The following is a 26,186-nucleotide window of genomic DNA, read 5'->3' on the forward strand; positions in this document are numbered from 1 at the left end:
TTCCTTTCATCATTCGTTGGTTATCCGTTTACTTTAATTCCAATGGAACCCATAGTGTCCACCAGAATTTTTCTCTCCTCCTCAGTAATAGGCGCCAGAGGCCCTCTGCACGGTCCGATCGGAATGCCTGTTACCATCTCAATCGCCGGTCTCATAATCGAATTCGGAAGAATTCTTCCATTCTGTCCGCATGCTTTACAAAATCTGTAAAGCGGTACGAACAGTTCCTTTGCCTTATCATGATCCCCCTCCGCAAATGCTTTTAAAATTGTACGGATTTCATGTCCAAAGATATGGGCTCCTCCGCTTACAACACCCATGGCTCCCTGGACTACCGTGGGTAGAAGCATGATATCATCTCCGTTAAAGATTACGAATTCCGAATTAATATCTTCTGTTGCTAATATAAAGTCCGTAATCTGTGTGGGGTTAATGCCTGCCTCATCTTTGATTCCGATGATATTCTCAATTTTTGAAAGCTCTCTTACCGTTGGGGCATCCACGTTTACACCCACGAAAATCGGAATATTATAAAGGAGGATATTAATATGTACGCTATTGGCAACTGCCTTGTAATGGTTATAGATGCCATCCTGGGTAGGCTTGTTATAATAGGGGGCAACCACCATACAGAGCTCAATGCCTAAATCCTCAGCCTTTCTCGTAAGAGCAATCGTTTCCTTTGTAGAGGCGCATCCTGTACCGGCTATAACAGGTTTCCTGCCAGCCGAAGCCTTAAGAGCTGTTTCCATTAATCTGACTCTTTCATCAAATGTAAGCAGGGATGCCTCTCCCGTTGTTCCTGTCACGATTAATGAATCACAAAGGTCATTTTGAATCAAATATTCGATTAAGTCTTCATAGGCCTTGTAATTAACCTCTTCATTGGTATCATACGGTGTTACCAGGGGGCATAAAATCTGTCCATACTTCTGCGTAAACTCATTTCTTGTCATTTGATGTTCTCCTTTGCACTTTTAATATTGGTCTAATCTTATATGTTTTGCGGTTATCATGTTGTCTGATAACATGATAACTATTTTTTCATAATATGTCAATAGATTTTTATATTACAGTATATTTTTATGCATTATGTATATGATACCGACGTTTTTTTAGAGAAAACAGCATTTCCCTAATTCCATGCATTTTACAATTGACATGTTGTCTGATAACATGATATGCTATATTTAATACAACTATTTAATTAGTGCCATATACATTCATATACGCTCCGCTGGCCCCGCTATCCTAATGAAAAAGCCAGGTCGATGTCAGATATACTGGAACTATTGCATTTTACAGAAATATAAATATCCCCCCCATTTCGGTAATAGCACTTGTAAATTCTGGTAAACGTTGATAAAATATAAACCAACCGGCACGGGAATGACTGAGAGAATATAAGCAAAGAAGGGGAAACGAATGAATAAACCTCTGAAAAGTATTGCAAGGATTTCTGTTGTGGATCAGGCAATTCAGAATCTCCAAAATTACATAACGGATAATAATTTGCAGCCAGGTGACAAACTGCCTACAGAAAAAGAAGTCTGTGAAATGATGGGAATAGGCCGCTCCACTGCCCGAGAAGCTTACCGAATGTTAAAAGCAATGGATTATGTAACTGCGATTCAGGGAAAGGGCATTTTTTTAAGTGACAAGTACAGAAAAAATGATTCCAATGAGATGGCGCTTGAATGGTTTCGTGAAAATGGCAGAAGTATGATTGAGTTCATGGAAGTGCGGATGGCCATAGAACCTATGGCTGTACGTCTGGCTATTCCAAGGGCAACGGATTCCGATATTGAGGCATTAGAAAAAACGCATTTTCTTTTCCAACAGGCTCTTAATGACAAAAACACAGTCAAACTGCTCTCCTATGATGAACTTTTCCACAATCAAGTTATGGAATTTACTGATAATCAGCTGATGATTCGTATTAGTCAGAATATCACTGAATGCTTCCGCAGTTACCGCTCCAAAGCCTTTGCTGTGGATAAAATTATGGGAAATGCAGTTACGCCGCATGCAAAAATTATAGATGCTTTCCATAAACGCGATACCCAGCTTGGTTATAATCTCATGATTGAGCACCTGGAGATTTCTCTGGAGGATATACTGAAATATTCGACACCTTAAATATCCATTTCCAACAATTGACCGCTGTACCCCATCTTTGGAGGAATACAGCGGTTTTATTCTCTCACCTTTGCACGATAATCACATTTCCGGCACTACGCCAGCTGCAACTCCCTATCTTCCCTATGATACGCACCCGGCCAACTGCAGATATCCTGCTGGTTCCCAATGAGATGATTAGATGCATCCGCATTAAAGTATCGTTAATATTCCTCCCATCCCGTTGACATTGTCCCTTTATCCTCATATAATTCCAGCAGGACAGGATATTTCCATATACAAAACATCAGAAGGGAAATGACATACATATGGACGCCACCGTCAACGACGATGACCAAATTTTCACCCAAAAACCACGCTTCATATGTTTAAAAGAAAAGGCATGACCCGCATTCATACACATGGATGCGGGCAATGCCTTTTTCTTTTGAAATAATACTGCCAAACAGATAAAAGAGGAGGAATCATTGTGAGTATTCATTCGTTTTTCAGTCTATTAGGAGGACTGGCATTATTTTTGTACGGCATGCAGATGATGAGCACCAATCTGGAAGCCGCAGCCGGAAGCCGCATGAAGCAGATTCTGGAGCGGCTGACTGCCAACCGGTTTTTAGGCGTGTTCGTGGGAGCCGGAATCACTGCTATCATCCAGTCCTCATCCGCCACAACCGTCATGGTGGTAGGCTTCGTCAACTCCCAGCTCATGACGCTCAAACAGGCTGTCTGGATCATCATGGGCGCCAATATCGGGACCACCGTGACCGGCCAGCTCATAGCCCTGGACATCGGGGCCATCGCGCCGTTGATTGCATTTGCAGGTGTTGCCCTGATTCTTTTTGTCAAACAGAAAAAGGTCCAGTTTGCCGGTGGTATTATTGCAGGTCTGGGTATCCTCTTTCTCGGCATGGGAATGATGAGCGCGGCAATGATACCGCTGCGCGATTCCCAGCATTTTGTCAATTTGATGACAAAGTTTTCCAATCCCTTTCTGGGTATTCTGGCCGGAGCAGCTTTTACTGCTATCATACAGTCCTCTTCTGCATCTGTTGGTATCCTTCAGGCTTTGGCTGTAAGCGGATTAATCGGACTGGACAGCGCGGTCTTTGTCCTGTTCGGCCAGAATATCGGCACCTGCATCACCGCAGTCCTGGCCTCTATTGGGGCAAACCGCGACGCGAAACGGACCACCCTGATTCACCTGATATTCAATGTCATTGGCACAACTGTGTTTACCCTGATCTGCCTGGTGTCCCCCTTTACACAGTGGATGGCCTCGTTCACACCGGACAATCCCGCGGCGCAGATTGCCAATGTACATACACTGTTTAACATTGTCACAACCCTGCTTCTGCTGCCTTTCGGCACACAGCTTGCGCGGATATCCGAAAAGCTTCTGCCTGATAAGCCGCAGAAAACAACGGATGAGGAGCGCTGGTTTGAGGATTTGCTGGCCTCCGAACATGTACTTGGCGTATCAGTCATAGCAAGGAAGCAGCTGAATGAGGACATCAGCCGGATGCTTGCTCTGGCGGCCTCCAATGTTGAAACCAGTTTTCTGGCTTTTGAGCACAGGGATGAATACGAATTGGAGCAGATTCAAAAACGTGAGGAAGAGATTGATCTTTACAATGCCCAGTTATCCAGAAGGATTTCCAGGGTCCTTGCAGTGGAAAATTCCCCGTCTGAAGTAAATGCGCTTAACCGCATGTTCTCCATCATCGGAAATGTGGAGCGCATCGGCGACCATGCAACAAATATTGCCGGCTATGCCCGGACCATGATGGAGCGCAGGCTGGAGCTTTCTTCCCAGGCATCGGTTGAACTGGCCGATATGAGGACCTCCTGCATGCGCGCCGTAAACCTGATTTGCAGCGCCTGCTGCGTTGATTTCACTTTTGCTCCAGAGCAGAAATCTCCAGATAAACGCGGCTCTCTGACGGAACATGACGCTCCGGCAGAACATATATCCTTACCGCAGCACGCCTCCCTTCTGGAACAGGCCCTGCTGCTGGAACAAGACATTGACAGCCGGACCGCCCGGTACCGCTCCAACCAGATTGAGCGCATGCGAAAGGGGAAATGCCATGTGGAGACTTCCATCCTGTATTCGGAAATCCTGACCGATTATGAGCGCATTGGCGACCATGCGTTCAACATTGCCCAGGCACTTGACAAGCTGGATGAAAATTAACATGCAGATTCGTTTCCCGCAGCATCACTAAGCTTTCGGCAGCAATGCCTGCTTCTTCCGGCGTTTTTTATGTTCCTGAAGATAAAATGATTGAACGCAGGACAACGAACAAAGTCATTGTAAGAAAACGTATTGCTATGCTATAATCAAAGCATCCGTATAGGGCGGGGGCAGTTCATACCATCAGGTATAAAAGTCAATCAGAATATAACTGGTTAGAACTGGAATAGTAAGCCTATACACACTTAAAATGTGTGCATGGGCTTTTATATTTTGCAGAAAGGCGTTACAAACAATGATCAGCATAGTAACTACATCTATTGTTTCATTTATCAGTACCAACATAGATAATATTTTTGTCATGATGGTGCTCTATGCCAGGGTTGACGAAACTTTTAAAAAGAAATATGTTGTCATTGGGCAATATCTTGCTATTGGCATACTGACAGCAATAAGCCTGTCAGCCGCTTTCGGCCTCAACTTTGTTCCGCAAAAATACGTCGGTCTGCTCGGTTTTATACCGATTGCTTTAGGCGTCAAGGAATGGATATCATACAAACGACCTGCCCAAAACAAAGCCAATCGTAAAGAATTTCCGTTGGAAACAGAAGAAACCGAAGCTGCCCACCCCAACAAGCTGCAGAATATATTGCGGTATGTAACATCTATGGCCAGTAAAATCGTAAAGCCTGAAATTTTAAGCGTTGCTCTCGTAGGCGTGGCAAATGGAGCTGATAATATTGGCGTTTATATTCCATTGTTTACTGGCTATTCATCAATACAGGTCATTATAACTATCATAGTGTTTGTTTTAATGATGGCGGTTTGGTGCTTCCTGGGAGAAAAGATAACCGATTTCCCCAAGATAAAAGCAATCATTCAAACGTATAAGTATTTTGCCGTACCGGCTGTCTTTGTTGGACTTGGTATATACATCATTATCAAAAGCGTGTTAATAGCGTGATATAAACAGCTTTATACCTGATTGTAAAATAACGGTTCCGGACGGAGAAGCTCCGGTTAAGACTTACCGGGATAAACTGTACAAAAAACAGGAAACGGCTCCGCATCCGTATAGATAAAAAAAATAGCCGGCTGTTTCCTTATAGAAAAAATAAATGCCGGGCCTGCAAAGGGGCAAAAGCGTTTGCATACATTTTCAAACCTGCTATAATTAGAGACATGTGATGATAATTTCAAAGCACACTTCCGGGAATAGGAAGAATCAGATACATGTTTAAGGAGGATACGAACTATGAAATTAGATGAACGCGGAAAACAGTGCCCCAAGCCTGTCATTGACACTAAGAAAGCGTTGGAATCCTGCAATCCGGGAGAGACGGTTGAGGTATTGGTAGACAATGAGATTGCGGTCCAGAACCTGAGCAAGATGGCTGCCAGCAAAGGCCTTTCAGCTGTTTCCAAGAAAATAAGCGACAATGAATTTTCCGTAAAAATCCCAGTTGGCCAGGGAGTAACCCCTGATTCCGATGCACCGGATGATTCTGAGGAACCGGCGGTCTGCCAGCCTGACAGCCGCAAAAAGGGCATGGCAGTGGTTCTGTCCTCCAACCTTATGGGCCACGGTGACCCTGAACTTGGAAAGGCTCTCATGAAAGGGTTTGTCTACGCCCTTACACAGCAGGATGTCCTGCCGGAAACCATTCTTCTGTATAACAGTGGCGCCTATCTTTCCTGCGAAGGCTCTGATAACCTGGAGGATTTAAAATCCATGGAATCCCAGGGCGTGGAGATTCTCACCTGCGGAACCTGCCTGAATTTTTATGGATTGAGCGAGAAGCTTCAGGTCGGCAGCGTCACCAATATGTATGAGATTGTGGAACGCATGACAGCCGCCAAACTTTTGGTGCGTCCTTAAGCTTTCCTGACAGCCGGACTGACAAAAAGATTATAATACCGCAAAAGGACCCCTACATCTCATTTCAGGGTCCTTTTTCATATGCTTACCTGCTCAGACCTGATTCATACCTGTTCAAGGCATCTTCAGACATCAGACAGGATTCCGGTCACACTCAGCCAACTCCAATAAATATTGTCCTTAAACACCGCCCCATCCCTGATGAGCGGCAGATTGCATATACACCTCCCGTCTGCTGTCCGGGACTCCGTTCCATCTCTCATTGCACCTCTCATAGCACCTCTCATTCCGGCTTTCATCCCAGCTTTGATTCCGGCTTTCCATCCCCCGTTCATCTCATCCTCCTCCATTCTCAGATATCCTGTCTCCAGGTCCTGGTCCGACACACGCAGGCCTTTCACATTATCCGCAAACAATTCCGGATGCATAAGATAAGCCGCTGCCGTCACATCCCAGTTATAGAAACCGTGAATGCCGTAGCCCTCATCATTATATCTGAACCAATCATCTGTTTTTTCCATAATATACGCTGCCGCCCTGTTTTCCGTTCCCGATAACCGTTCCCTGTATTCCTGTTTTGTAAATAAAACTTTAAGGCAGTTGTTACCTGTTATCACGGAAACATTCCGGCCCTTTGTGAGGACGGTCCTGGCAGCCGGCGGGTCACAGGAAAAATTCAGTTCCTCCATCACCTTCTTTTCAAATACAAGGGGGCTTGTGATTCCGCCCATTAAGACAATTTCTTTTACCTTTTCAAAGAAATGACTGTCCCTCTCATATGCGCCTTTCAGGTTTGTCAGGGAACCCGTGGCAAGAATCGACAGCTCCCCCGGATGGCGGTCCGCCATTTCCGCCAGAAAGACGGCAGCCTCGCTCTGGTAACAGCCCCTCTTCTCCCCGCCTCTTTTTACAGGAATATCCCTGCGCCCCAATTCTTCCAGCATCCGCAGATTCACTGCCTGCACCACATCCAGGCTGCTGTTTCCATAGGTGGACGTAATTCCCAGAAGTTGGGCCTCCCTGTTTCCCAGCAAATACATCAGGGCCAGCCCGTCATCCACATCGCAGTCCTTTACTCCAAAGGTATTGTCACAGTCAAATACGATTTTCTTCATCTGCATCTCCTCCCGTCCATGTTTTCCCGGTACAGTCCCCACCTGGACACAGTCCCCGCCACAGCACATAACCTGCCACCACATACCGTTTCCGGCCCCTTTTCCCTCATTCCATATCATGCCTGAACAGCACTGCCCCTTCCGTTTCCACGGCCAGTCCGGCCTTCATTCCTGCCCGTAATTTTACCGGCCGGCCGGGGCCTTCCATTCTCTGGCACAGGATGCTTCCGCCGGGAGCCATTTTCTCAGGCACCCTCACCCTTATCTCTGTCATCTCCCCCATGAAGGTAACTTCCTCCACTGTATAATCGCCCTCCTCTTTCAGCTGCACTGAGTTCGGACGAATCATGGCATCATAGACCCCATCCGGCAAATCCGTTCTTTTTTCAAACAAAGGGCTGACAAACCAGCCTCCTGCCACTGACCCGGAAATATAATTTACCTTTCCAAAGTACTCTGCCACCTTTTTTGTTCCCGGATGGCAGAACATCTGCTCCGGTGTTCCGTACTGAAGAATCTTCCCATCCTCCATCAATGCTATGCGGTCGGACAAGCGAAGGGCCTCAGCCTTGTCGTGAGTGACGAGAATAGTTGTGATTTTCCACGCCTCATGAAGTTTTCTTACCAGCCGCGCCATCTCTGTCCTCAGCCCCTCGTCCAGGCCGGAAAAGGGTTCGTCCAGAAGCAGCACCCTGGGTTCTGCTGCCAAAGCCCTGGCCAGGGCCACTCTCTGCATCTGGCCCCCTGACATCTCCTTCATCCTTCTCTTCTCAAATCCGGGAAGCTGAACCGCCCGCAGCAGTGCCTCCACCCGCTCCTTCTGCTCTTTTTTCGGCACCTTTCTGAGTTCCATGGGAAAGGCAATATTTTTCTCCGCCGTCATATGGGGAAACAGCCGCAAATCCTGAAACACGATTACCGTTCCCCTCTCTTTTGGCTGCTGGTCCATCACAGATGCTCCCTGTATCCGTATATCCCCGCTCTCCTGCTCCAAAAGACCTGCTATGCATTTTAACAGAGTGGTCTTTCCGCAGCCGGATTTTCCCAAGAGAGATACAAACTCTCCCTCCTGTATTTCCAGGTCGATTCCATGCAGTATCTTCTTTTTCTGAAGGGATACCCTCAGATTTTCTATGTTAAGACTCATAATATCCTCCAACTATCTGTCCTGTCCAATACCCCGCAATCCGTTCAAACACAGCAAATACCAGCAAAGTGATGCCCATGAACAAAATGCTGTAAATACAGGCAATATTCCGGCTGCCGCTCTGTAAGTAGGGAACCATCACAACCGCAAAGGTCTTTACCCTGCCGCCTCCAAGAAGCAGTGTCAGAAAATACTGGCTGAAGGATACAATGTAGGACATGCTGACTGCCGACAGTATCACCGGAACCAGCATTGGCAGTGTGGTCCTTCTAAATGCCTGAAAGGAACCGGCCCCCAGCACCCGGGCCTGCTCCTCCAGCGCAATGCCCACTGCCCGGGTGCCGTCCATAATGAGGCACACCGCGTAGGGCAGGGAATAAATCAGGTGTGCCAGAATGACCCCCGCCACTGTATTGTTAAGTCCCAACCGGATAAACGTAATCTGTATCCCCATGGCAAACACAGTCCCAGGTACCATGAGAGGAAGCACGGTAAAAAATGACATCAAATCCTTCCCCCTGAACCGGTACAGGACAAGGGCCCTGGATGTCAGTATCCCGATGACGGCCGACAGGACGGCCACCACAGAAGAAATCATGACGCTGGATGCCATGAGTGAGACCAGTTCTCCCTTTCTTCTGACAATTTCCATGACTGCCCGGTTCGAGAGCACCTGGGGAAACAGATCTGGCCAGGCCCACCGTTCCGTAAATACCCATACAACCAGACTGGCCGCGGGAATCAGAATGGATGCACACAGCAGGGCCAGAATCATATTTGTGATAAACGATTTTCTCTTCTTCATCTCCATCCGCTCCATCTTCTACTGTTCTGTCAGTGCCTTCATATTTTTACGCATGATGAAATAATACATCCAGGCGCTGAGCACGGAGAGAACGATAATGATTCCATTTAACGCCATGGAATAAGGCCGGTTTCTCAAATCCGGATGGATATACTGCTGGTATGCCAGCACCGGAAGGGCCTTTGGGGAGGTTGCGCCCAGGAGAAAGGGAAGCTCATAGGCGCCCAGGGCAAATACAAATATAATCAGGAACCCGCTGATTACCGCATCCTTACAAAGCGGCAGGGTGATTTTACAAAAAGCAGTCCACCGGCCCGCCCCCAGGTTTATGGCTGCCTCCCCCAGTTTCTCATTGATATTTGCCATCAAAGCAATAACAAAATAAATTATAAAGGGAATCTCCTTCCACAGATATGCCAGGATGACTCCCACTCCCTTTGTGTCATAAATGAGCATGGGAAACTGCTGCTGTTCCTGTAATACTCCAAGGGCGAAACCAATTCTGGCCAGCAAACCATTCTGAGAAAAGATGTTGACCATAAAAATGGCTACCACCACATGGGGAACAATGATGGGCAGCTGTATCACCCGCATCATAGGCCCCTTTGTCCTTTTGTGCATCACACACACAGCACTTAAACCCACACCTGCCGCAGTGGCAACACCCGCAGACAGAAATGCCACCTTAAGGCTGTACAGCACGGACTTTAGCATTTCCGGCCTGGCCAGCACTTCCCGGTAGTATTTTAAGGTTGGTTCCCTCAATCCAAAAGCTGGAATTACCCCAAGACTTTGGGTAATTCCAGTTGTCAATCCTATGATAAAAAACAGGGTTAATATGATTTGGGGGACCAGAAGTAAGTACGGAATCAGATTTTTTCTCATTTTTTTCCTTCTCATATCTTTCCCACCACTCCGTTCCCACCCATTCTGTTCCCTCTCCATCCGTCCCCTCTTATGCTGTTCCCTTGCATTACGTTCCCTTCCACTCCGATTCCACCCATCCGATTCTCCCCCGTTATTTACCCACTACTTCCTCAGTCCAGATTTCCTCGATAATGGGAACCAGCTGTGCGGGCATTTCGGGAAGGCGTTTAGAGAGAAGTTCATCCTGGGGGATTGTACCTTTGCCCAGATCCACCCTGTCAAAGGCCGCTTTCTGCTCACCGGACAGCTTTTCGTTGTCCAGAACCGGAATGACCCTCAGCTTTTCATAGCGGTCTGCCTGGATCTCCGGCGATATCATCTCGTTAATTGCCACCATAGCCCCGGCCTTATTGCCGGAATTAGCCGCAATTGCCATAAAATTGGTATTACCGATGGTTCCCTTTTCAAACTGGAAGGCTGCCGTGGTATCTGTATATTTTCCGTCCTCAATGTTCAGAGCCACGTCATAGGCTCCGTACGTCATGCTCATCACCAGTTCCCCGTCCGCAAACATGTTGTCCGCGGTAGTGGAGGAATCCGGGAAGGCAGCGCCCTGATTCCAAAGGTATGGATTCAGCTCCCTTAAGTACTCCATGGCCGGCGCCACTGCCGCCCGGACAGTTTCCTTATCAGCCGCCATATCCATAAACTGCTCGTAGCCGCAGATTTCATAGATAATATTTCTCACAAACGCGCTGCCCGTAAAATCAGGAAGCGCGGGATATGTCACCTTGCCCGGATATTTTTCCACGAATTCCTTTAGCTCTCCGGCGCTCTTTGGCACATCCGGCGTCACTGCCAGGTCTGCCACCATGACCAGCTGGGCCTTACCGTAGGGCGCCTCATACCCTTCGATGGGATAAGCAAAGTCCACGGTCACGTCCTCGCTTTCCCCATCCACATAGTCACTAAAATTGGGCAGCTTGTCTGTAAAGGGGCCGTACAGCATATTGTTTTCCTTTGCCGACTGGAAGTTCTCCCCGTTAATCCAAATCATATCAATACTTCCGTCCTTCTCTCCCGCCTGAATCTCCCCGGTGAGCTGGCTTAAAACCTGGTCGATATCCATGGGGACACGTTCCATTGTGATATCGTATTTTTCCTTCATGACCCGCGCAAATTCATCGTCCAGCCAACGGTTCAGTTTTTCATCCCCGCCCCAGCCGTAGAAGGTGACCGTTGTTCCCTTTGCCTCCTCCTTCATCTGGTCAAAGGTCATATTCTCCAGTCCGGACCGGCGGCTGTCTGTATCCCCGGCCTGGCTGCTTCCGGTATCCCCGGCCTGGCTGCTTCCGGCATCCTCAGCCTGACTGCTTCCGGCATCCTCAGCCTGATTGCTTCCGGCGCCCTGTGTCTGTCCGCTGCCCGAACACGCTCCAAGGGACAACGTCATTGCGGCAGCCAGTACCGCTGCCATGATTCTTTTCTTCATACTTTCTCCTCCGCTGTTTTCCTTAAAAATAATAACCCTGTCTGATGAATCTATGATTCCCCCTGCCGTAATCTTATGCAGTACGGACAGGAGAAATCACATCACCGGAAGGGTTATCCTATTCTGTCACAAATGCAGCCTGGATATCCTTATCCTTTGCGCCATTTTCAATGATAAACAGATTATCAACATCGAATCCGGCATCCTTCATAACGGAAATACCAGTTTTGGCACACTTGTTGCCGCTGTAGCAAAGCAGGTATACAGGTTTGGACGGATCCATCTCCTCCTTTGCCATCTTGTACATGGCAGTCTGTGCGGCCGGGTCCTCGATTTCCTTTAAGGAGCTCTGGAGGGATCCCTTTAAATGACCTTCTGCATATGTATCATTGTCTCGGACATCCAGGATTTGAACATCGCTTCCACCCACTGCCTTTAAGGCATCTGCCGCCGCAACCGTCTTCCAGTCAATATCCTCCTCAGCGCGGTTGGTGGTAAGGGCGCCTTTCTCAGACTCCAGGGCTTTGGCACCGCCCTCCACAGTATAAATCAGGGAACCGTCAATGCCGGCCTCCTTAAGAACACCGGTTGCCTTCTCAGCGCCTCTCTTGCCGCTGTTGCAGATGATATAGATTTTCTGTCCGTCGCTTAAGTTCTCCTTTGCATATGTACCCATGGCCTCTGCCAGGGAATCATCCTCCAGCGGGAAAATAGGGCACCACATGGAATCAGCCACTCTTCCCTTCACATAGTTATCCCATTCCCTTACATCCAGCACATGGGCGCTCTTATCTTTTGCCGCCGCCACAGCCTCCTTTGGGGATACATACTGATAACTGCCATCTGACTGTGCTGCCGCCGCTGTCTCACTTCCTGCCCCATCCGCTCCTGTTGTATCTGGGGCTGCTGTGTCCGCCGCTGTGGTGTCTGCGGCTGCGGTATCTGCCGCCGTACTCTCAGCCGCTACCTGGGCTGTTGTTTCATTTCCTGCTTTCTGGCCGCATCCGGCCGCCACTGTCATGGACAGCGCCATCATAATTCCTAATGTTACGAATTTCTTTTTCATTTCTTCCTCCTTGTTTTTCCTTGTTTTTCTATATATATTTTCCTTACCATGACAACAAAGGCAGATAAGGCAAATAATATCATTAAGCCGGCGGCAAACATGACCACGATTTTGTTCATCATATTTTTTACAGATGGTATGCACATATAGCTCAGTATGGACATGGCTATGCATGCGGCCACCACGGTTTTCCATATCCATTCACTCTGTTTTTTCTCTATTTATATTCCTTTCCTACAGCCTGTCCATTTTCTCTAAAAATTCCATGTCCAGATACTGCCCCAGCTTTTGGAACGTGGACTGGTTAAACAGCAGCTTATCCGGCTGCTGGTACTGCACCCAGGCCATGGCGCACCAGGTAATGCCGCGCAGGCAGGTGATGGGAATATAGGCAAGGGTACGCTCCATCAGCCCCTTTGTGTCAAATCTGCCGTCCACCTTCTGGATATACAGATGTATGAAGTCCTCCATCTCCTCCGGGGTCAGAATCACATCTGTTTTCCAGAAGGTGGTGGTTGGCGCAAGAAAATGGCCCAGATCCTGGGCAGGTTCCCCATAGACAGGCTTCTCCCAGTCCACCAGGTAGTTTCCCTTTTCCTCTCCGTTGATGAGAAAATTGGTGGAATTAAGCTCCGTGTTGATGCAGCATTCATAGCCTTTGCAGGCTGCTGCTTCCCGGCAGCGCTTCCAGCCCCGGTCCAGCATCTGTCTTATTTTCATTTTGATGCCCTGGTCCCCCAGGTCTGAATCCATGTATGTCCTGACCATGGCCTCGCATTCTGTCAGGATTGCCTCCAAGGGATCCTCTGGCCTGACCAGATGGCTGCCGCTTCCCACCCTGACACTGTGGATATCCGCCAGACACTCCGCCCCAAAGGACAGCTCTGTCCTGTAATCCATGGCGTGACCCGGCAGGAATTCCATTACCATGATGCCATGAGGAATTTTCTCCAGACTCCCGTCCGCATAAAAAGGCCGCGGTGTCCTGCCCGACTGCCAGAGCAGCTTTAATGTTTCATATTCGTACTGTATCTGATGTTCCAAATGCATCTGGCTGCCGCAGTTTACCCGGAGCACCAGCTTTCTTCCGGTAACAGGGTGGGTAAACAGATAATTCCTGTTGTACTCCCCCTGGGCCAGCATACGGTATTCCTCCGTCACCTGGTCCGGCAGTCCCAGCGCGCTGCGGTACTGCTTCCAGGCCACATATTCCTTTAACCCGGCTATCCGTTCCATTTCATCTCACCTCACATCCCGGTACATCCGGTCAATCTGTTCAATGGGCACCCGATCCCGGTACATCTTACGCAGCCGGTTCATTTTCCACATCAGCTTAAGCTTGGGCAGGGTTCCTTTTGGAAAACGTCTGTCCGATGTGTAGATGCGCCGCCCTGTCATGCCCAGCTTTACTCCCCTCTCTTTAAGCGTAAGGGAAAACTGGTAATCCTCCATCACAGGAATCTCCGGGAACATGCCTGCATCAAAAAACAGGCTGCGGTCCACAAAGATGCCCTGGTCCCCAAACATGATCCTGCGGTCCTTAATCCGGTGGTTTGATATTACACGGCAGGTAAACATGAAGAAATTGGACGAATGAAAGGCAATTCCAAAGCATCCCGCGCTGTGGTCCTTCATCACCCTGCGTATCTCGGCCAGCGGGCGGGGAGGCAGTTCACTGTCGCAGTGGAGGAAAAACAGGATGTCCCCATGACTTTCCATGGCTCCCGTATTCATCTGCCTGGCCCGTCCCTTTTCCGAATGTATGACTTTAACCCAGGGGCGAATCCGTTCCATGGTTCTGTCCGTGCTGCCGCCGTCTACAAACAGTATTTCACATTTTCCCCTCAGCGGCTCCAGCTGGTCCTGCATCTGTACAATGGTCTTCTCCTCATTGTAAACAGGTACGATGATGGAAATACGGCTGGTTTTGGCCAGATACCGTCCCGTGGACGTCTCCTGCAGCCTCTTATCCTCCCGCATTCTCTGCCGGTATCCCTGAAGATCCTGGTAAACGTCCATATCCCACAGGGTTTCGGTTAATCCCACCCTGCAGCCAGCCGTCTTAAGCCGGTACATGGTATCCCGAAGCACGGAGCCCTGTCCATACCCTTCCACATCAAACACGTCCCGCTGCGGTTTCTTCATACCCACCAGATAATACCCCCCATCCCTGGTAGGCCCCAATACCACATCGTTTTGCTCAAGCAGGCCAAACGCCCGTTCCAGATACTCCGATCTCACTTCAGGTACATCGGTTCCCATGAGGATGCATGCCTCATAACCCCGGCCCAGCACCTCCCGGATGGCCTGATACATCCGTTCTCCCAGGCCGCTGCCTCTCTGGGAAATGTAATGCTCCCCTCTGCCAAAAACCGGATATAAACGTTCTCTGCCATCATCCGGTGTAAAGCATACAAAAAGCTGTCCCTCCACCTTCCCGCATTCCCTTTTTATATCTTCCAGGAAACAGGTGTGGAGGCGGGCGCAGCCCTTGGCGCTGAGCGCAGGCATCATCCTGGTCTTTGTCTGTCCGGGTTCAGGTACCCTTGTAAAAATAATAATCGCGCGTTTCATCTATACGATTCTCTCCATTTTCTGTCTTGTCAAACCTTCACCAAAACTTTGTAAGCATCCTGTTGACCATTGATTTCCCCATATCCGGCTTCTCATCACATTCCGGAATCCCAGGCATATTCCCCAGAAATAGGCACAGCCGCTGCCCCCGCTGTTTTCTCTCCCTGTCAGGTCATGGAAGGAACAGCGCCCCGCTGCCTTCCTGCCGGCACCCCAGCATTCCAATCCATGTTTTGATACACTGTATCAGAGACACAGCCCCCAATATTGCGCTGATGAAATAATATGCCCGAAATTCATTTGTTGAATTCATCCATGTAAATACCGCATATCCAGATGTCAGAAGCACCATACCGGCGCTCATAACCCACAGCGCTTTTGTCAGGTTCCTTCTCCGGCGCAGGAAACAGAGAAGAAGCATGGCGGTCAGGAGGACCATCACAAGCGCGGCCCCTTTTGCCAGCAGTTCCATGGGATATCTGGACTCCCATCCCCTGTTTTTATATACAACATACCGGGCCATTCCCATTTTTGTGCGGGTAAAGAACTGTACGGCCCAGGCCCCTGCCAGGCACAGGATTTCCAGAATTGTCGCAGATATATATGCCACTTTCTTCATTATCATTTTCCCTTTTACATTTAATAAGCGTTGGCTCAATCAAGACGCAACGCTTATTTTTATCAGTCTTTATTTTTTTGCTTTGTCTGTGGACAGCTCACCCACCGTGGTAAACTGGCAGCTGCTTTCCGCGGGATCCCCCACCTGTACCGGAAGAGAATCATCCATCTGCCATTGGTACCACCCTCCGTCATATACGGTCATATTGGTCATTCCGTTTTCATAGCAAATCAGAAACGGAATAGTAGCCCTCCATCCTGTGCCGCAATAAAAGGACAGCTCATTGTCAAGGGAAGCGCCAGATTCCTCCAGATAGCCCTTCAATACATCCAGGCCTGCTGTGGTTCCGTCCTCATTATGATAGGAACCGTCATCCGTATCATGTCCCCATACAGCACCTTCCGGTTCGCCTGCCCTGTCAATATATCCGTATCCGCTTGTTCCGCCCAGGAACTCGTCCCTGCTGCGGATGCTGACCAGCTTAAAGTTATCGTCTCCTGCCAGCTTGTCCTTAACCTCGTCAATGGACAGGATGTATTCAGGATGAACCGGGATATCCGCGCCAAACTCCCTGTCAGAGGGCTGCGGGGTATTAACGGTTTTCTCTGTTCCGTATCCGCTCTTAAGCCAGGCTTCATAACCGCCGTCCAGGCATTTTACATTCTCCACCCCTGCCCATAAAAGGGTAAATGCCACGCGGTCGTCCGCTGAATTCGTGCCCTTATCACTGTAGCAGATAACCGTTGTATCTTTTGTGATTCCGTATTCAGCCATCAGATCCTTTATCTCTTCCGGAGTCCGGATATTCCAGTACTCCTCCGATTCAATATCATCCGTATTCATATGGTAGGCGCCTTTAATGTGGCCTTCCTTATAAGCCGCCGCATCCTGGACTGTACCCCAGGCACATTCCAGAACCATATAATCCTCTGATTCCTCCTGATTGCCGTCCAGAACGCTCTGAACCCAGTCTGGCGACACATAGACCTTCTTCTTTTCAACCGGATCTGCCTTTACCGCAGATGCTTCTGCGGCCGTCCCGCCTGCTTCTGACTTTGCCGCAGCCGTATCAGCGGTTGTCTCAGATGCCTTGCCGGCAGCCGTGCCGGTATCAGACTCATCCGCGGCCCTTGACACATCCGTACCTGAGGAACATCCTGCTGCCAATAATGCGGCGGCGCAAATCGCAATGCCTAACCATCTTCTTTTCATAATCCTTCTCCACTCCCAAATTTATATTGATGTATCTGTTATGCTGCACATTCTATATTACCTTGATAATTATAAAAACACCTGCTTGTTTTGTCCAATCGGTGAAATATATGCATTGAATGTTATGTATAGTTTTTTTCTATATCAAACTTCATGATTGCTGTTCCGCTATATTCTATTACTTCCCAATATAAACGGATTTTATAATAACATAAAAAACCGTCCTTTCCCGTACCGCAAAAATCCCCTGGCCCGTACTCCAAACCAGAGGATTTTATTAACACATATAATTTCAGCATATCAGGAAGATGCTCCGTCCTCCCTCTGCATCCTTCTAAAAATACGGGCCAGCATAATAACAGATGCAATGGAAAGCACCAGCTCCGCCACCAGCTGGGCATAGGAAAGACCGTACAGCGGGAACAGGAGGTTTAACAGGTACAGGGCCGGAATCTCCAGCACGATTTTACGCAGTATGGCAAAGCTCAGTGCTGCCTTTCCCATGCCCACTGCCTGAAATACCCCTACTGCCAGAAAATCCATGCACAGGAACGGAAGTCCCAGGCAGAACCCCCGGAGGAACCTTGTGCCGTAAGCCACAATCGCTTCATTGTCCATAAACGCCCTTGTAAGCAAGCCCGCCCCGGCAAAATACCCCAGGGATACCACCACCAGGAACGGCAGCAAGGTCTTGATGGTAAAGAATATGGTTTCCTTCATTCTCCTGTGGTTGCCGCTGGCATAGTTGTAGCTGATAAGGGGCATGATTCCCTGGGAAAAGCCCATGGCTACCTGCAGGGGAACCATGTTGATTTTCTGGGTAATGCCCATGGCAGCCACTGCCTGGGCGCCGTAGGAGGATGTAAAATTGTTCAGTATGGTCATACCTGTCACATTCAGAAGATTCTGGATTGCCGCCGGTATGCCCACGGCGCACACTCCCAGCACAATGTACTTCTGAAGCGAAAACTTCTCTGGATTGATACAGACAAAGGTTGTTTTCCTTCTGACCCGGAGCAGCACAAAAAAATAGACACAGGCAACGCAGTTGGAAAGAAACGTGGCAAGGCCGGCTCCCGCCGCTCCCATATCAAACCCCCACGGCAGAATAAAGATAGGATCCAAAATGATATTCAACAGACAGCCGCTCATGGTTCCGATGCTGGCATGAAGGGATGAACCTTCAGCTCGGACCATGTATGCCATTACCACATTCAGGATAGCCGGAGCAGCTCCAAAGAGCACAGTCCATTTCAGATATCCAGCCGTTGCATCCATTGTGTTGGCATCCGCCCCCAGAAGAATCAGCAGAGGATTCAGGCCAACCGTGCACAGAACTGAAAAAAGAAGGCCGAAAAACAGGGCACAGTAAAACCCGAACGCGCTGCTGCGCCGGACCGACTCATAATCGCGGCGCCCCAATGCCCGGCTCATCATGCTGGAGCTTCCCACGCCGAACAGGTTGTTGACCGCATTGAAGGCCAGGAGTACAGGCGCCGCCAGCGTCACCGCGGCATTCTGCACAGGGTTGTTCATCATCCCCACAAAGTATGTATCCGCCAGGTTGTAAATCACCATGACCAGCGAGCTCAGGATAGTGGGTACTGCCAGCTGCATCACGGCCTTTGGAACTGGTGTCTTTTCGAATAAAATGGTCTTGTCATCCATCATATGTAAATTGCCTCCTTGCCCCGCACAGACAGACTGTGCAGGCTTCTTTTGATTCTACCACGGGAAGGATTACAAAACAAGCTCTTCATCTCCCTTCAAACCGGTCCTGGCAATGCGGCAAGACCGCCGCCTTCGCCCTCCGGGGAAATTTTCAACACAAAATTCCAACGCAAAAGGCGGGTCCGGCCACTGCCGGTACCCGCCCTCCTGTTTTATCGGTTGATAGGACGCCAATTCCGCCTTCCGTCTTCAAATCCCACTCTGTATCCTTCGTTAAAACCTGCGCGGTAAGCCTGGCGCCTCTCGCCTGCACACGGGTCCCATACCGGCCACCAGTTATTATCCCAGTCATTCTGGTTGGAGCCCCAGCACCTGCAGCATCTGCAGCACCGGCAGCATCTGCAGTTGCCACCGCAGCCATTACCGCAGTTACCACCACAGTTATTACCGCAATTATTGCCACAATTACAACATCTACAACACCTACAGCAGCATCTATTACAACACATATCAAAACCTCCTCTAATAAATATGATTATGGTATATTGTATGGGACAGGTGGACAATGTGTTACTCTTTCCAAGGGCTTTTCCTTTTTGTGTACTTGCTGTGTAAATATTTACAAACCCCTTTCAATGGACTATACTTATTTTGGAACATCGTGGGTAACATCTTATGAAACGGGGGAAGGGGTCGTGTCTGAAATCAAGGATAAGTATTCCGTGGGGGAAGCTGCCAGACTGAGCAATGTGAGCACAAAAACACTGCGGTATTACGATGAAATTCAGCTTATCAAACCTGATATTGATGAGAACAATAATTACCGTTATTATACAAAAGACCAGATTCAGGATATTATCACCACAAAAAAATTAAAGAATGCAGGCTTGAAATTAAATGAAATCCGGGATTACCTGCAAAAGAACCAGAGACAGGATAAGGTCAAATTGCTCAACCGAAAGATTGAGGACTGCTCCAGGGAGCTTACGCGCCTGCGCAAAAGCATACTGCGCCTCAGCGATTTCCGCGACCGCCTGTCAGACCAGTTTTATGATAATCTGTCCTCCACTGCCGGACAGGTGAAACGTGAAATCTATTCTCCCGGACTCATTGCCTTTTCCAATCATTACAGCAGCGCCTATGTCAGCAACCTCTTTCTGGAGTATGAAATAGAGCTGGAAAATTATATGGACACGCGCCACCTGGAGATTGCCGGTAAACTGACTGCATTCTTTTATGACCATTTCAGCCACCAGTTTTTTGATATTCCCACCCACTTTCAGATTTTTTATCCTATTAAAGAAACCCAGGTCAGAGACAGCCAAATCAAGGTCATGCCGGAATACCCGTGTCTCACCACCATACACCTTGGCAGCTATAAGGAAATCATGGAGGCCTACCACCGGACTCTGGCCTATGCAAAGAAAAACGGAATCATATTGACAGGCCAGTCTTTTGAAAGCTATTTCATCGGACCCAATCTGATTAAAAACGCAGATGAGTTTGTCACAAAAATTCACATGGTCATCTGCCAAAATCCATAGCGCTTTGTTTTTCTGCAACCTTCCCCCTAAGAGGAAGGTTTTTCTTTTTCAATTCGGTTTTATTCCAAAATATTTCTTGACAATCCCTTATAGAGCATACCTTATAATGACATTAGTTAATTTTTAAACATATTATCAGATTATTATTTCATAAAGAAAGGAGATTACTTAAATCATCAGCAACGGATTAAGTACATAAATAATATGAAAAAAATAGGATTTATCGTAAATCCTGTGGCTGGTATCGGAGGAAAAGTAGGATTAAAGGGTTCGGACGGAACACAGACCCTGAAAAAAGCCCTGGAGCTTGGCGCTGTTCCTGAAGCAGGCGCAAAGGCTCTGGGCACCATGAAGCTTTTAAAGCCAATAGAACAACAGCTGGAAATCCATACCTGCCCAGGCAATATGGGTGAGGACATCTGCAAACAGGCCGGGTTAAACTACCGCTTAGCTGAGGGGACCAAAGCCTGGAGCCAGTGCTCCCCCTCTTCCCGGAACACTACCCCTAAAGACACCATGGACGCTGCCGGAATGCTCTGCAATGAAGGAGTGGACCTGATTCTGTTTGCCGGCGGCGACGGAACCGCGCGCAACATCCTGGATGCAGTGGGAACCTCTATTCCGGTCCTGGGCATCCCGGCAGGATGTAAGATACATTCTGCAGTCTATGCCCGCACCCCCAGGGCAGCCGGCGAACTGATGGTCCGGTATGCAGAGGGCAGGGTCATGGAATACAGGGAAGCAGAAGTCATGGATATTGACGAAAATCTGTTCCGCCAGGGCATCTGCGACGCCAGGCTGTACGGATACCTGAAGGTCCCCAATGAAAAGAAATTTGTCCAGAATTTAAAAAGCGGCAGGGGCTGCTCAGAGGACGCGTCCATCCAGTCCATGTGCATGTACGTCAGCCGGCTCATAGAACAGGAGCCGGAATATCTCTACATTGTGGGAACCGGATCCACCACGGCCCGGCTGATGAACTATATGGGTAAGCCCAACACCCTGTTAGGGGTGGATCTCCTTTTCCAGGGCCAGGTCATAGGCTCAGACTGCACGGAGCAGGATATCCTGGCAGCGCTTAAGAAGTATCCCAGGGCCAAAATCATAGTCACTGTGATTGGAGGACAGGGATATATTTTCGGCAGGGGAAACCAGCAGATCTCCGCCGAAGTCATACGCAGGGTGGGGACGAAAAACATCATGGTCATTGCCTCCAGGGACAAAATCTTTTCTCTGGGCGGAAACCCTCTTCTGATTGACACGGGCGATGAGGAGGTAAACCGCATGCTCACCGGTTATATCCCGGTCACCACCGGGTACAAGGACGTAATCATGGCAAACGTAATTTATTAAATCCACAAATAAAATCAAAAATCAGGAGGTAAGAAATGGACAGCAAAAAAACAGTATACCCCTACATCCCTAACTCCGCGCCGGATGTACAGGCTGAGATGATGGCTGAGGTGGGAATCAGTGATGTAATGGAGCTCTACGAAGAAATACCGGAGGCCATCCGCTACCAGGGTGCTTTAAATCTGCCGGAGGCCATTCCGGATGAACAGGGAATCAAACGCCATATCGAACGAATCCTGTCAAAAAACAAAAACTGCAATGAATTCTCCAACTTCATGGGAGCCGGCTGCGCCCAGCACTATGTGCCGGCTGTCTGCGATGAAATTGCATCCAGGGGAGAGCTTCTGACCACTTACGGAGCCGAGACATGGGCCGACCATGGAAAATACCAGATATTCTTTGAATACCAGAGCCTGATGGCAGAGCTGTTAGACATGTCCTTCCTGACCGTCCCATGCCACTGCGGCGGTCAGGCATCAGCCACAGGCCTTCGCATGGCCTGCCGTATCACCGGAAGGAACAAGGTCCTCCTTCCCCATACCATGAACCGTCAGAACCTGGCTCTGGTGCGCAATTACCTGAAAATGATAGATGCGGACCAGGAAATTAAGATTGAACTGGTAGCCTGCCGCAGCGATACCGGAATGCTGGACCTGGAAGACCTTAAATCCAGGCTGGACCAGGATACGGCAGCTGTCTACATTGAAAATCCAACCTTTCTGGGCATCATCGAGACCCAGGGTGAGGAAATCGGGAAGCTGGCAAAGGCTGCGGGAGCCGAATTCATCGTGTATACGGACCCCATTTCCCTGGGCGTGCTGGAGGCTCCTGCCAACTACGGCGCTACCATCTGTGTGGGCGACCTTCACGGACTGGGCCTTCATCTGAACTTTGGCGGCGGCCAGGCAGGTTTTATTGCCAGCCATGACGATATGCGCTATATCACGGAATTCAAGGAGCTGGTGGACGGAATGGTGGAGACCACGGTACCCGGGGAACAGGGCTATTCGGTTGTGCTCATCGAGCGCACCCACTATGCCATGAGGGAAAACGGAAAAGAATTTACCGGAACCCAGAACAATCTGTGGACCGCGCCCGTGGCTGTTTACCTGTCCCTCATGGGCCCGAAAGGCATGGAGGAAATCGGCCATACCATTATGACCAACGCAAAATACGCAGCCAAAAAACTGGCTGGGATTCCCGGCGTATCACTCCGGTTTCCATCTGTGTTCTTCAAGGAATTTGTGGTGAATTTCGATAAAACCGGCAAAACAGTGGAGGAAATCAATCAGCTGCTGCTCTCCCGCCAGATTTTTGGCGGCGTGGACCTGTCCCGGGATTATCCTGAACTTGGTCAGAGCGCTCTGTACTGTGTGACCGAGACTGCAGACAAAGAATCCATAGACCGGCTGGCTGGTGCGTTGCAGGCTATATTAAATTAAGGGAGGACATTAGAATATGAAACGAGATTACAGCAAACATTTACGCAGGTTCCATGAAGCAAAATGGGATGAAGAGCTGATTTTTGATTTGTCCGTTCCCGGACAGAGAGGTGTCAATGTAACAAAGCCAAGTCCACATATAACAGAAGAAGTGGGCGACGGCGCCGACGACATTCCTACCTGCATGAGAAGAAAGACACCCCCGTTCCTGCCTGAGGTACACCAGGCCAGGGTCAACCGCCACTATCTGCGTCTGACCCAGGAAATTCTGGGCAACGACATTACCCCTGATCTGGGCGAAGGAACCTGTACCATCAAATACAGCCCCAAGGTGCAGGAGCATATTGCCAATACCCATCCCAACATCATCGACGTACACCCGCTGCAGGATGCATCCACCATCCAGGGCATCCTGGAAATATACAAAAAAACAGAAGAAATGATTTGTGAAATTTCCGGTATGGACGCTGCCTGCTGCCACATGGGCGGAGGCGCCGCTGCCTGCTTTGCCGGAGCCAGCGTGATTCGTGCTTATCATGAGGCAAAGGGCAATACCCAGAAGGATGAAATCATCACCACCATATTCTCTCACCCCTGTGACGCAGGCGCCCCTGCCACCGCAGGTTACAAGGTGATCACCCTGATGAGCGACCCGGAGACAGGCATGCCCTCCCTGGAAGCCTTCCGGAGCGCCTTGTCAGAGCGCACTGCCGCCATCTTTATCACCAATCCCGAGGATACAGGCATCTTCAATCCCCAGATTAAGGAAATCGTGGATGCTGCCCACGAAGCAGGCGCCCTCTGCTACTATGACCAGGCCAATGTAAACGGCATCATGACCATTACCCGTGCAAAGGAAATCGGAGCTGATTTAATCCACTACAATCTGCACAAAACCTTCTCCTCCCCTCACGGCGGCATGGGACCCGGCGTTGGCGCTCTCTGTGTCAGGGAACCGTTAAAGGCCTTTCTGCCCGTACCCCGGGTGGAATACGACGGCAAACAGTATTATATGGACTTCAATTGCCCTGAAAGCATTGGAAAGGTCCGCATGTTCATGGGAAATGCCAACGTAATCCTCCGCGTTTACATGTGGATCCGCCAGTTAGGAGCCGACGGCCTGCGGGAAGCCGCTGTGTGCGCTGTTCTCAACAATCAGTATATGATGAAAAAGGTGGGACAGATTAAAGGCGTTAAGATATTCTATGCCGAGGGGAAACGCCGGATTGAACAATGCCGTTACAGCTGGCAGCCCTTAAAAGAGGACACCGGCTTTGGAACCGTGGATGTGACCAAGCGTCTGGTGGATTTCGGCATGCAGCATTACTGGCAGTCCCACCATCCGTGGATTGTGCCTGAGCCATTTACGCTGGAGCCTACGGAGTCATTTTCCAAGGATGATTTGGATGAATTCGCGGCCATCCTCAAAGAGATATCCAGGGAATGTTATGAGGAGCCTGAGACAATAAGGAGCGCTCCCCATAACGCTCCCATCCATAACACCCTGTTGGATGAAGTCATGGATTTTGATAAAATAGCAGTTACATACAGGCAGCTTCGCAAACGCATGGAAGCCGGCACAATCAGCAAGGATATTCTCGGCCAGTAGCAGGTAAAAGCAAATAATGAGGAGGAAACAAGAATGGAGCACAAAGATAACTATGACCGACTATTGCCCATGCCGGTAAAACTGGGTTTTGGTATTGCCAACTTAGGCGACACAGTCATCACTGAGTTTGTAGGAGCATTTTTCATCTTCTTTCTGACAAATATCGCAGGCGTGCGGCCTGCCCTGGCCGGTACCATTGTCTTTCTGGGAGTTATGTGGGATGCCATCAGCGATCCCATCATAGGAACCATGTCAGACCGGTGCACACTGGAAGCCGGGCGCAGACGTCCGTTCCTGCTGATATCCACCGTGCCCCTGATCCTGCTGACTACCATGATGTTCACAAAAGTGAACTTTTCAGCTAATTTAAAGTTTGTATATTTCGTTGTTGTGTCTGTGTTTTACTGGACCGCTTACACCCTGTTCAATATTCCCTACCTGTCACTGGGTTCTGAGCTGACCACCAACAACGATGAAAAGACCCGCGCGTCCTCCATACGCCAGGTATTCGGCACCTGCGGCCTGTTCTTTGCCAACGCCCTGCCCATGATACTGGTGAGCCTGTTTAAGGGCCAGGGAATCAGCGAGGAACGTGCCTGGACGTTTGCAGCCCTCACACTGGGCGCCATAGCAGGTACTGCCATCTTTATCACATGGCGTGCCACCAGGGGATGGGAAATCAAATACCCGCCCCAGAGCAAGGATGAGCCCATTTTCAAGAGTCTGGGCAAGGTACTGACGTATAAGCCTTACATTTTGGTGATTGTGGCCTCCTTCCTCTTCTATTTTGCATTCAACACCTGCAATGCCAGTGTTATTTACAATACCATCGTGGTGGTGGGCGCAACTGAGGCAGATACGGCTGTTGTGTATCTGGCAGGCACCATTGTGGGAGTTATCCTGTCTGTGCTCATCGGAAAGCTGGCTGTTGTGTTTGATAAAAAATGGGTCTTTATCACCTTCATGGCCATTGCGGGCTTTGCCCTGGTGATATTCAAATTTGTGGGCTTCCACAGCATCACGGACCAGGTTATCCAGTTCTGTATGGCGCACTTTGCCATTATAGGCTTCCTGGTGCTCAGCTATAACCTGCTCTACGACGTATGTGAGGTTTATGAGTTTAAGACAGGGGAGATGCTCACCGGGGTCATGATTTCCTACTTCTCATTTTTCATCAAGCTGGGTAAGGCAACCGCGCTCCAGGCAGTGGGAATCCTTCTGGACCTGGGCGGCTACGACGCGTCGCTCACCATACAGCCGGACAGCGCCAAAGCCGCTGTCACCAATATGGCTTCCATCATTCCCGGATGCCTGATGCTTCTGTGCGCGCTGGTTGTCTGCTTCTATCCCATAAACAGAGTCCGCTTCCGCGCCATGCAGAACGCCAGAAAACTTAAGGATGAGGGAAAAGCTTACTCAACAAGTGAATTCGACCGTATTCTGTAGTGTCTGACAGGTTTT

At 49.2% G+C, this 26,186-nt stretch carries 22 protein-coding genes; 9 read left to right on the plus strand and 13 right to left on the minus strand.

From position 1 onward, the window contains the following. Window positions 1–20: 20 nt before the first annotated feature. Entirely contained in the window at window positions 21–956 is a 936-nt protein-coding gene (gene dapA / locus LI015_RS07180; protein ID WP_002572649.1) for a 4-hydroxy-tetrahydrodipicolinate synthase, read from the minus strand. Window positions 957–1,425: 469 nt separating this feature from the next. Here dapA and LI015_RS07185 point away from each other — a divergent pair, with 469 nt between their 5' ends. From LI015_RS07185 to yedF, 4 genes are all read left to right on the plus strand, one after another. Continuing rightward, entirely contained in the window at window positions 1,426–2,139 is a 714-nt protein-coding gene (locus LI015_RS07185; RefSeq protein WP_227124375.1) for a FadR/GntR family transcriptional regulator, read from the plus strand. A 469-nt stretch (window positions 2,140–2,608) separates the two neighbouring features. Then, a complete protein-coding gene (locus LI015_RS07190) occupies window positions 2,609–4,330 on the plus strand; it encodes a Na/Pi cotransporter family protein (protein ID WP_227124377.1) in 1,722 nt (573 codons plus the stop codon). Between the two features lie 295 nt (window positions 4,331–4,625). Further along, on the plus strand, window positions 4,626–5,294 hold the full coding sequence (locus LI015_RS07195) for a cadmium resistance transporter (protein WP_227124379.1): 669 nt from the start codon (window positions 4,626–4,628) through the stop codon (window positions 5,292–5,294). Between the two features lie 291 nt (window positions 5,295–5,585). Further along, window positions 5,586–6,209 carry a sulfurtransferase-like selenium metabolism protein YedF gene (gene yedF, locus LI015_RS07200; protein ID WP_002572653.1) on the plus strand — a complete coding sequence of 208 codons (624 nt, stop codon included), beginning with the start codon at window positions 5,586–5,588 and terminating at the stop codon, window positions 6,207–6,209. 125 nt (window positions 6,210–6,334) lie between these two features. Here yedF and LI015_RS07205 read toward each other — a convergent pair whose 3' ends face one another. The 12 genes from LI015_RS07205 to LI015_RS07260 form a co-directional block, all read right to left on the minus strand. Then, window positions 6,335–7,324: a nucleoside hydrolase gene (locus LI015_RS07205; protein WP_227124459.1), complete on the minus strand. Its 990-nt coding sequence runs from the start codon at window positions 7,322–7,324 to the stop codon at window positions 6,335–6,337. Window positions 7,325–7,430: 106 nt separating this feature from the next. Beyond that, window positions 7,431–8,471, minus strand: a complete 1,041-nt coding sequence (locus LI015_RS07210) for an ABC transporter ATP-binding protein (RefSeq protein ID WP_227124380.1) — start codon at window positions 8,469–8,471, stop codon at window positions 7,431–7,433. Next, window positions 8,461–9,291, minus strand: coding sequence for an ABC transporter permease (locus LI015_RS07215; RefSeq protein ID WP_227124381.1), 831 nt, complete (start codon window positions 9,289–9,291; stop codon window positions 8,461–8,463). The genes LI015_RS07210 and LI015_RS07215 overlap by 11 nt, the downstream gene beginning before the upstream one ends. Before the next feature lie 3 nt (window positions 9,292–9,294). Then, window positions 9,295–10,161 (minus strand): ABC transporter permease, encoded by an 867-nt coding sequence (locus LI015_RS07220; protein ID WP_227124460.1) that lies wholly within the window; start codon window positions 10,159–10,161, stop codon window positions 9,295–9,297. Between the two features lie 133 nt (window positions 10,162–10,294). Beyond that, complete coding sequence (locus LI015_RS07225; RefSeq protein ID WP_227124382.1) at window positions 10,295–11,635, minus strand: ABC transporter substrate-binding protein; 1,341 nt, start codon at window positions 11,633–11,635, stop codon at window positions 10,295–10,297. Between the two features lie 118 nt (window positions 11,636–11,753). Beyond that, window positions 11,754–12,701, minus strand: a complete 948-nt coding sequence (locus LI015_RS07230; protein ID WP_227124384.1) for a rhodanese-like domain-containing protein — start codon at window positions 12,699–12,701, stop codon at window positions 11,754–11,756. Between the two features lie 234 nt (window positions 12,702–12,935). Beyond that, window positions 12,936–13,937, minus strand: coding sequence for an aminoglycoside phosphotransferase family protein (locus tag LI015_RS07235; RefSeq protein WP_227124386.1), 1,002 nt, complete (start codon window positions 13,935–13,937; stop codon window positions 12,936–12,938). 6 nt (window positions 13,938–13,943) lie between these two features. Continuing rightward, window positions 13,944–15,275, minus strand: a complete 1,332-nt coding sequence (locus tag LI015_RS07240; protein ID WP_002564958.1) for a TIGR04283 family arsenosugar biosynthesis glycosyltransferase — start codon at window positions 15,273–15,275, stop codon at window positions 13,944–13,946. A 172-nt stretch (window positions 15,276–15,447) separates the two neighbouring features. Then, window positions 15,448–15,894 (minus strand): hypothetical protein, encoded by a 447-nt coding sequence (locus LI015_RS07245; RefSeq protein WP_118018197.1) that lies wholly within the window; start codon window positions 15,892–15,894, stop codon window positions 15,448–15,450. Window positions 15,895–15,963: 69 nt separating this feature from the next. Next, window positions 15,964–17,106, minus strand: a complete 1,143-nt coding sequence (locus LI015_RS07250) for a sulfurtransferase (RefSeq protein ID WP_002564960.1) — start codon at window positions 17,104–17,106, stop codon at window positions 15,964–15,966. 300 nt (window positions 17,107–17,406) lie between these two features. Then, the gene (locus LI015_RS07255) at window positions 17,407–18,777 is read right to left on the minus strand and encodes an MATE family efflux transporter (protein WP_002572666.1); all 1,371 of its coding nucleotides are present in this window, start codon (window positions 18,775–18,777) and stop codon (window positions 17,407–17,409) included. Between the two features lie 151 nt (window positions 18,778–18,928). After that, entirely contained in the window at window positions 18,929–19,291 is a 363-nt protein-coding gene (locus tag LI015_RS07260; RefSeq protein ID WP_054353863.1) for a hypothetical protein, read from the minus strand. Between the two features lie 181 nt (window positions 19,292–19,472). Between LI015_RS07260 and LI015_RS07265 the strand changes: the two genes are divergently transcribed. The 5 genes from LI015_RS07265 to LI015_RS07285 all read left to right on the plus strand — a co-directional run bounded on the left by LI015_RS07265 (window position 19,473) and on the right by LI015_RS07285 (window position 26,171). Continuing rightward, the gene (locus tag LI015_RS07265) at window positions 19,473–20,321 is read left to right on the plus strand and encodes a MerR family transcriptional regulator (protein WP_054353862.1); all 849 of its coding nucleotides are present in this window, start codon (window positions 19,473–19,475) and stop codon (window positions 20,319–20,321) included. Window positions 20,322–20,525: 204 nt separating this feature from the next. Next, complete coding sequence (locus tag LI015_RS07270; protein ID WP_227124388.1) at window positions 20,526–21,674, plus strand: ATP-NAD kinase family protein; 1,149 nt, start codon at window positions 20,526–20,528, stop codon at window positions 21,672–21,674. Between the two features lie 35 nt (window positions 21,675–21,709). Continuing rightward, the gene (gcvPA, locus tag LI015_RS07275; RefSeq protein ID WP_227124390.1) at window positions 21,710–23,116 is read left to right on the plus strand and encodes an aminomethyl-transferring glycine dehydrogenase subunit GcvPA; all 1,407 of its coding nucleotides are present in this window, start codon (window positions 21,710–21,712) and stop codon (window positions 23,114–23,116) included. 16 nt (window positions 23,117–23,132) lie between these two features. After that, window positions 23,133–24,725 carry an aminomethyl-transferring glycine dehydrogenase subunit GcvPB gene (gene gcvPB, locus LI015_RS07280; RefSeq protein WP_227124395.1) on the plus strand — a complete coding sequence of 531 codons (1,593 nt, stop codon included), beginning with the start codon at window positions 23,133–23,135 and terminating at the stop codon, window positions 24,723–24,725. Between the two features lie 33 nt (window positions 24,726–24,758). Then, entirely contained in the window at window positions 24,759–26,171 is a 1,413-nt protein-coding gene (locus LI015_RS07285; RefSeq protein WP_002564976.1) for an MFS transporter, read from the plus strand. The last annotated feature ends 15 nt before the right edge of the window (window positions 26,172–26,186 follow it).

It is taken from the genome of Enterocloster sp. 210928-DFI.2.20, assembly GCF_020554465.1.
GTDB lineage: Bacteria > Bacillota > Clostridia > Lachnospirales > Lachnospiraceae > Enterocloster > Enterocloster bolteae.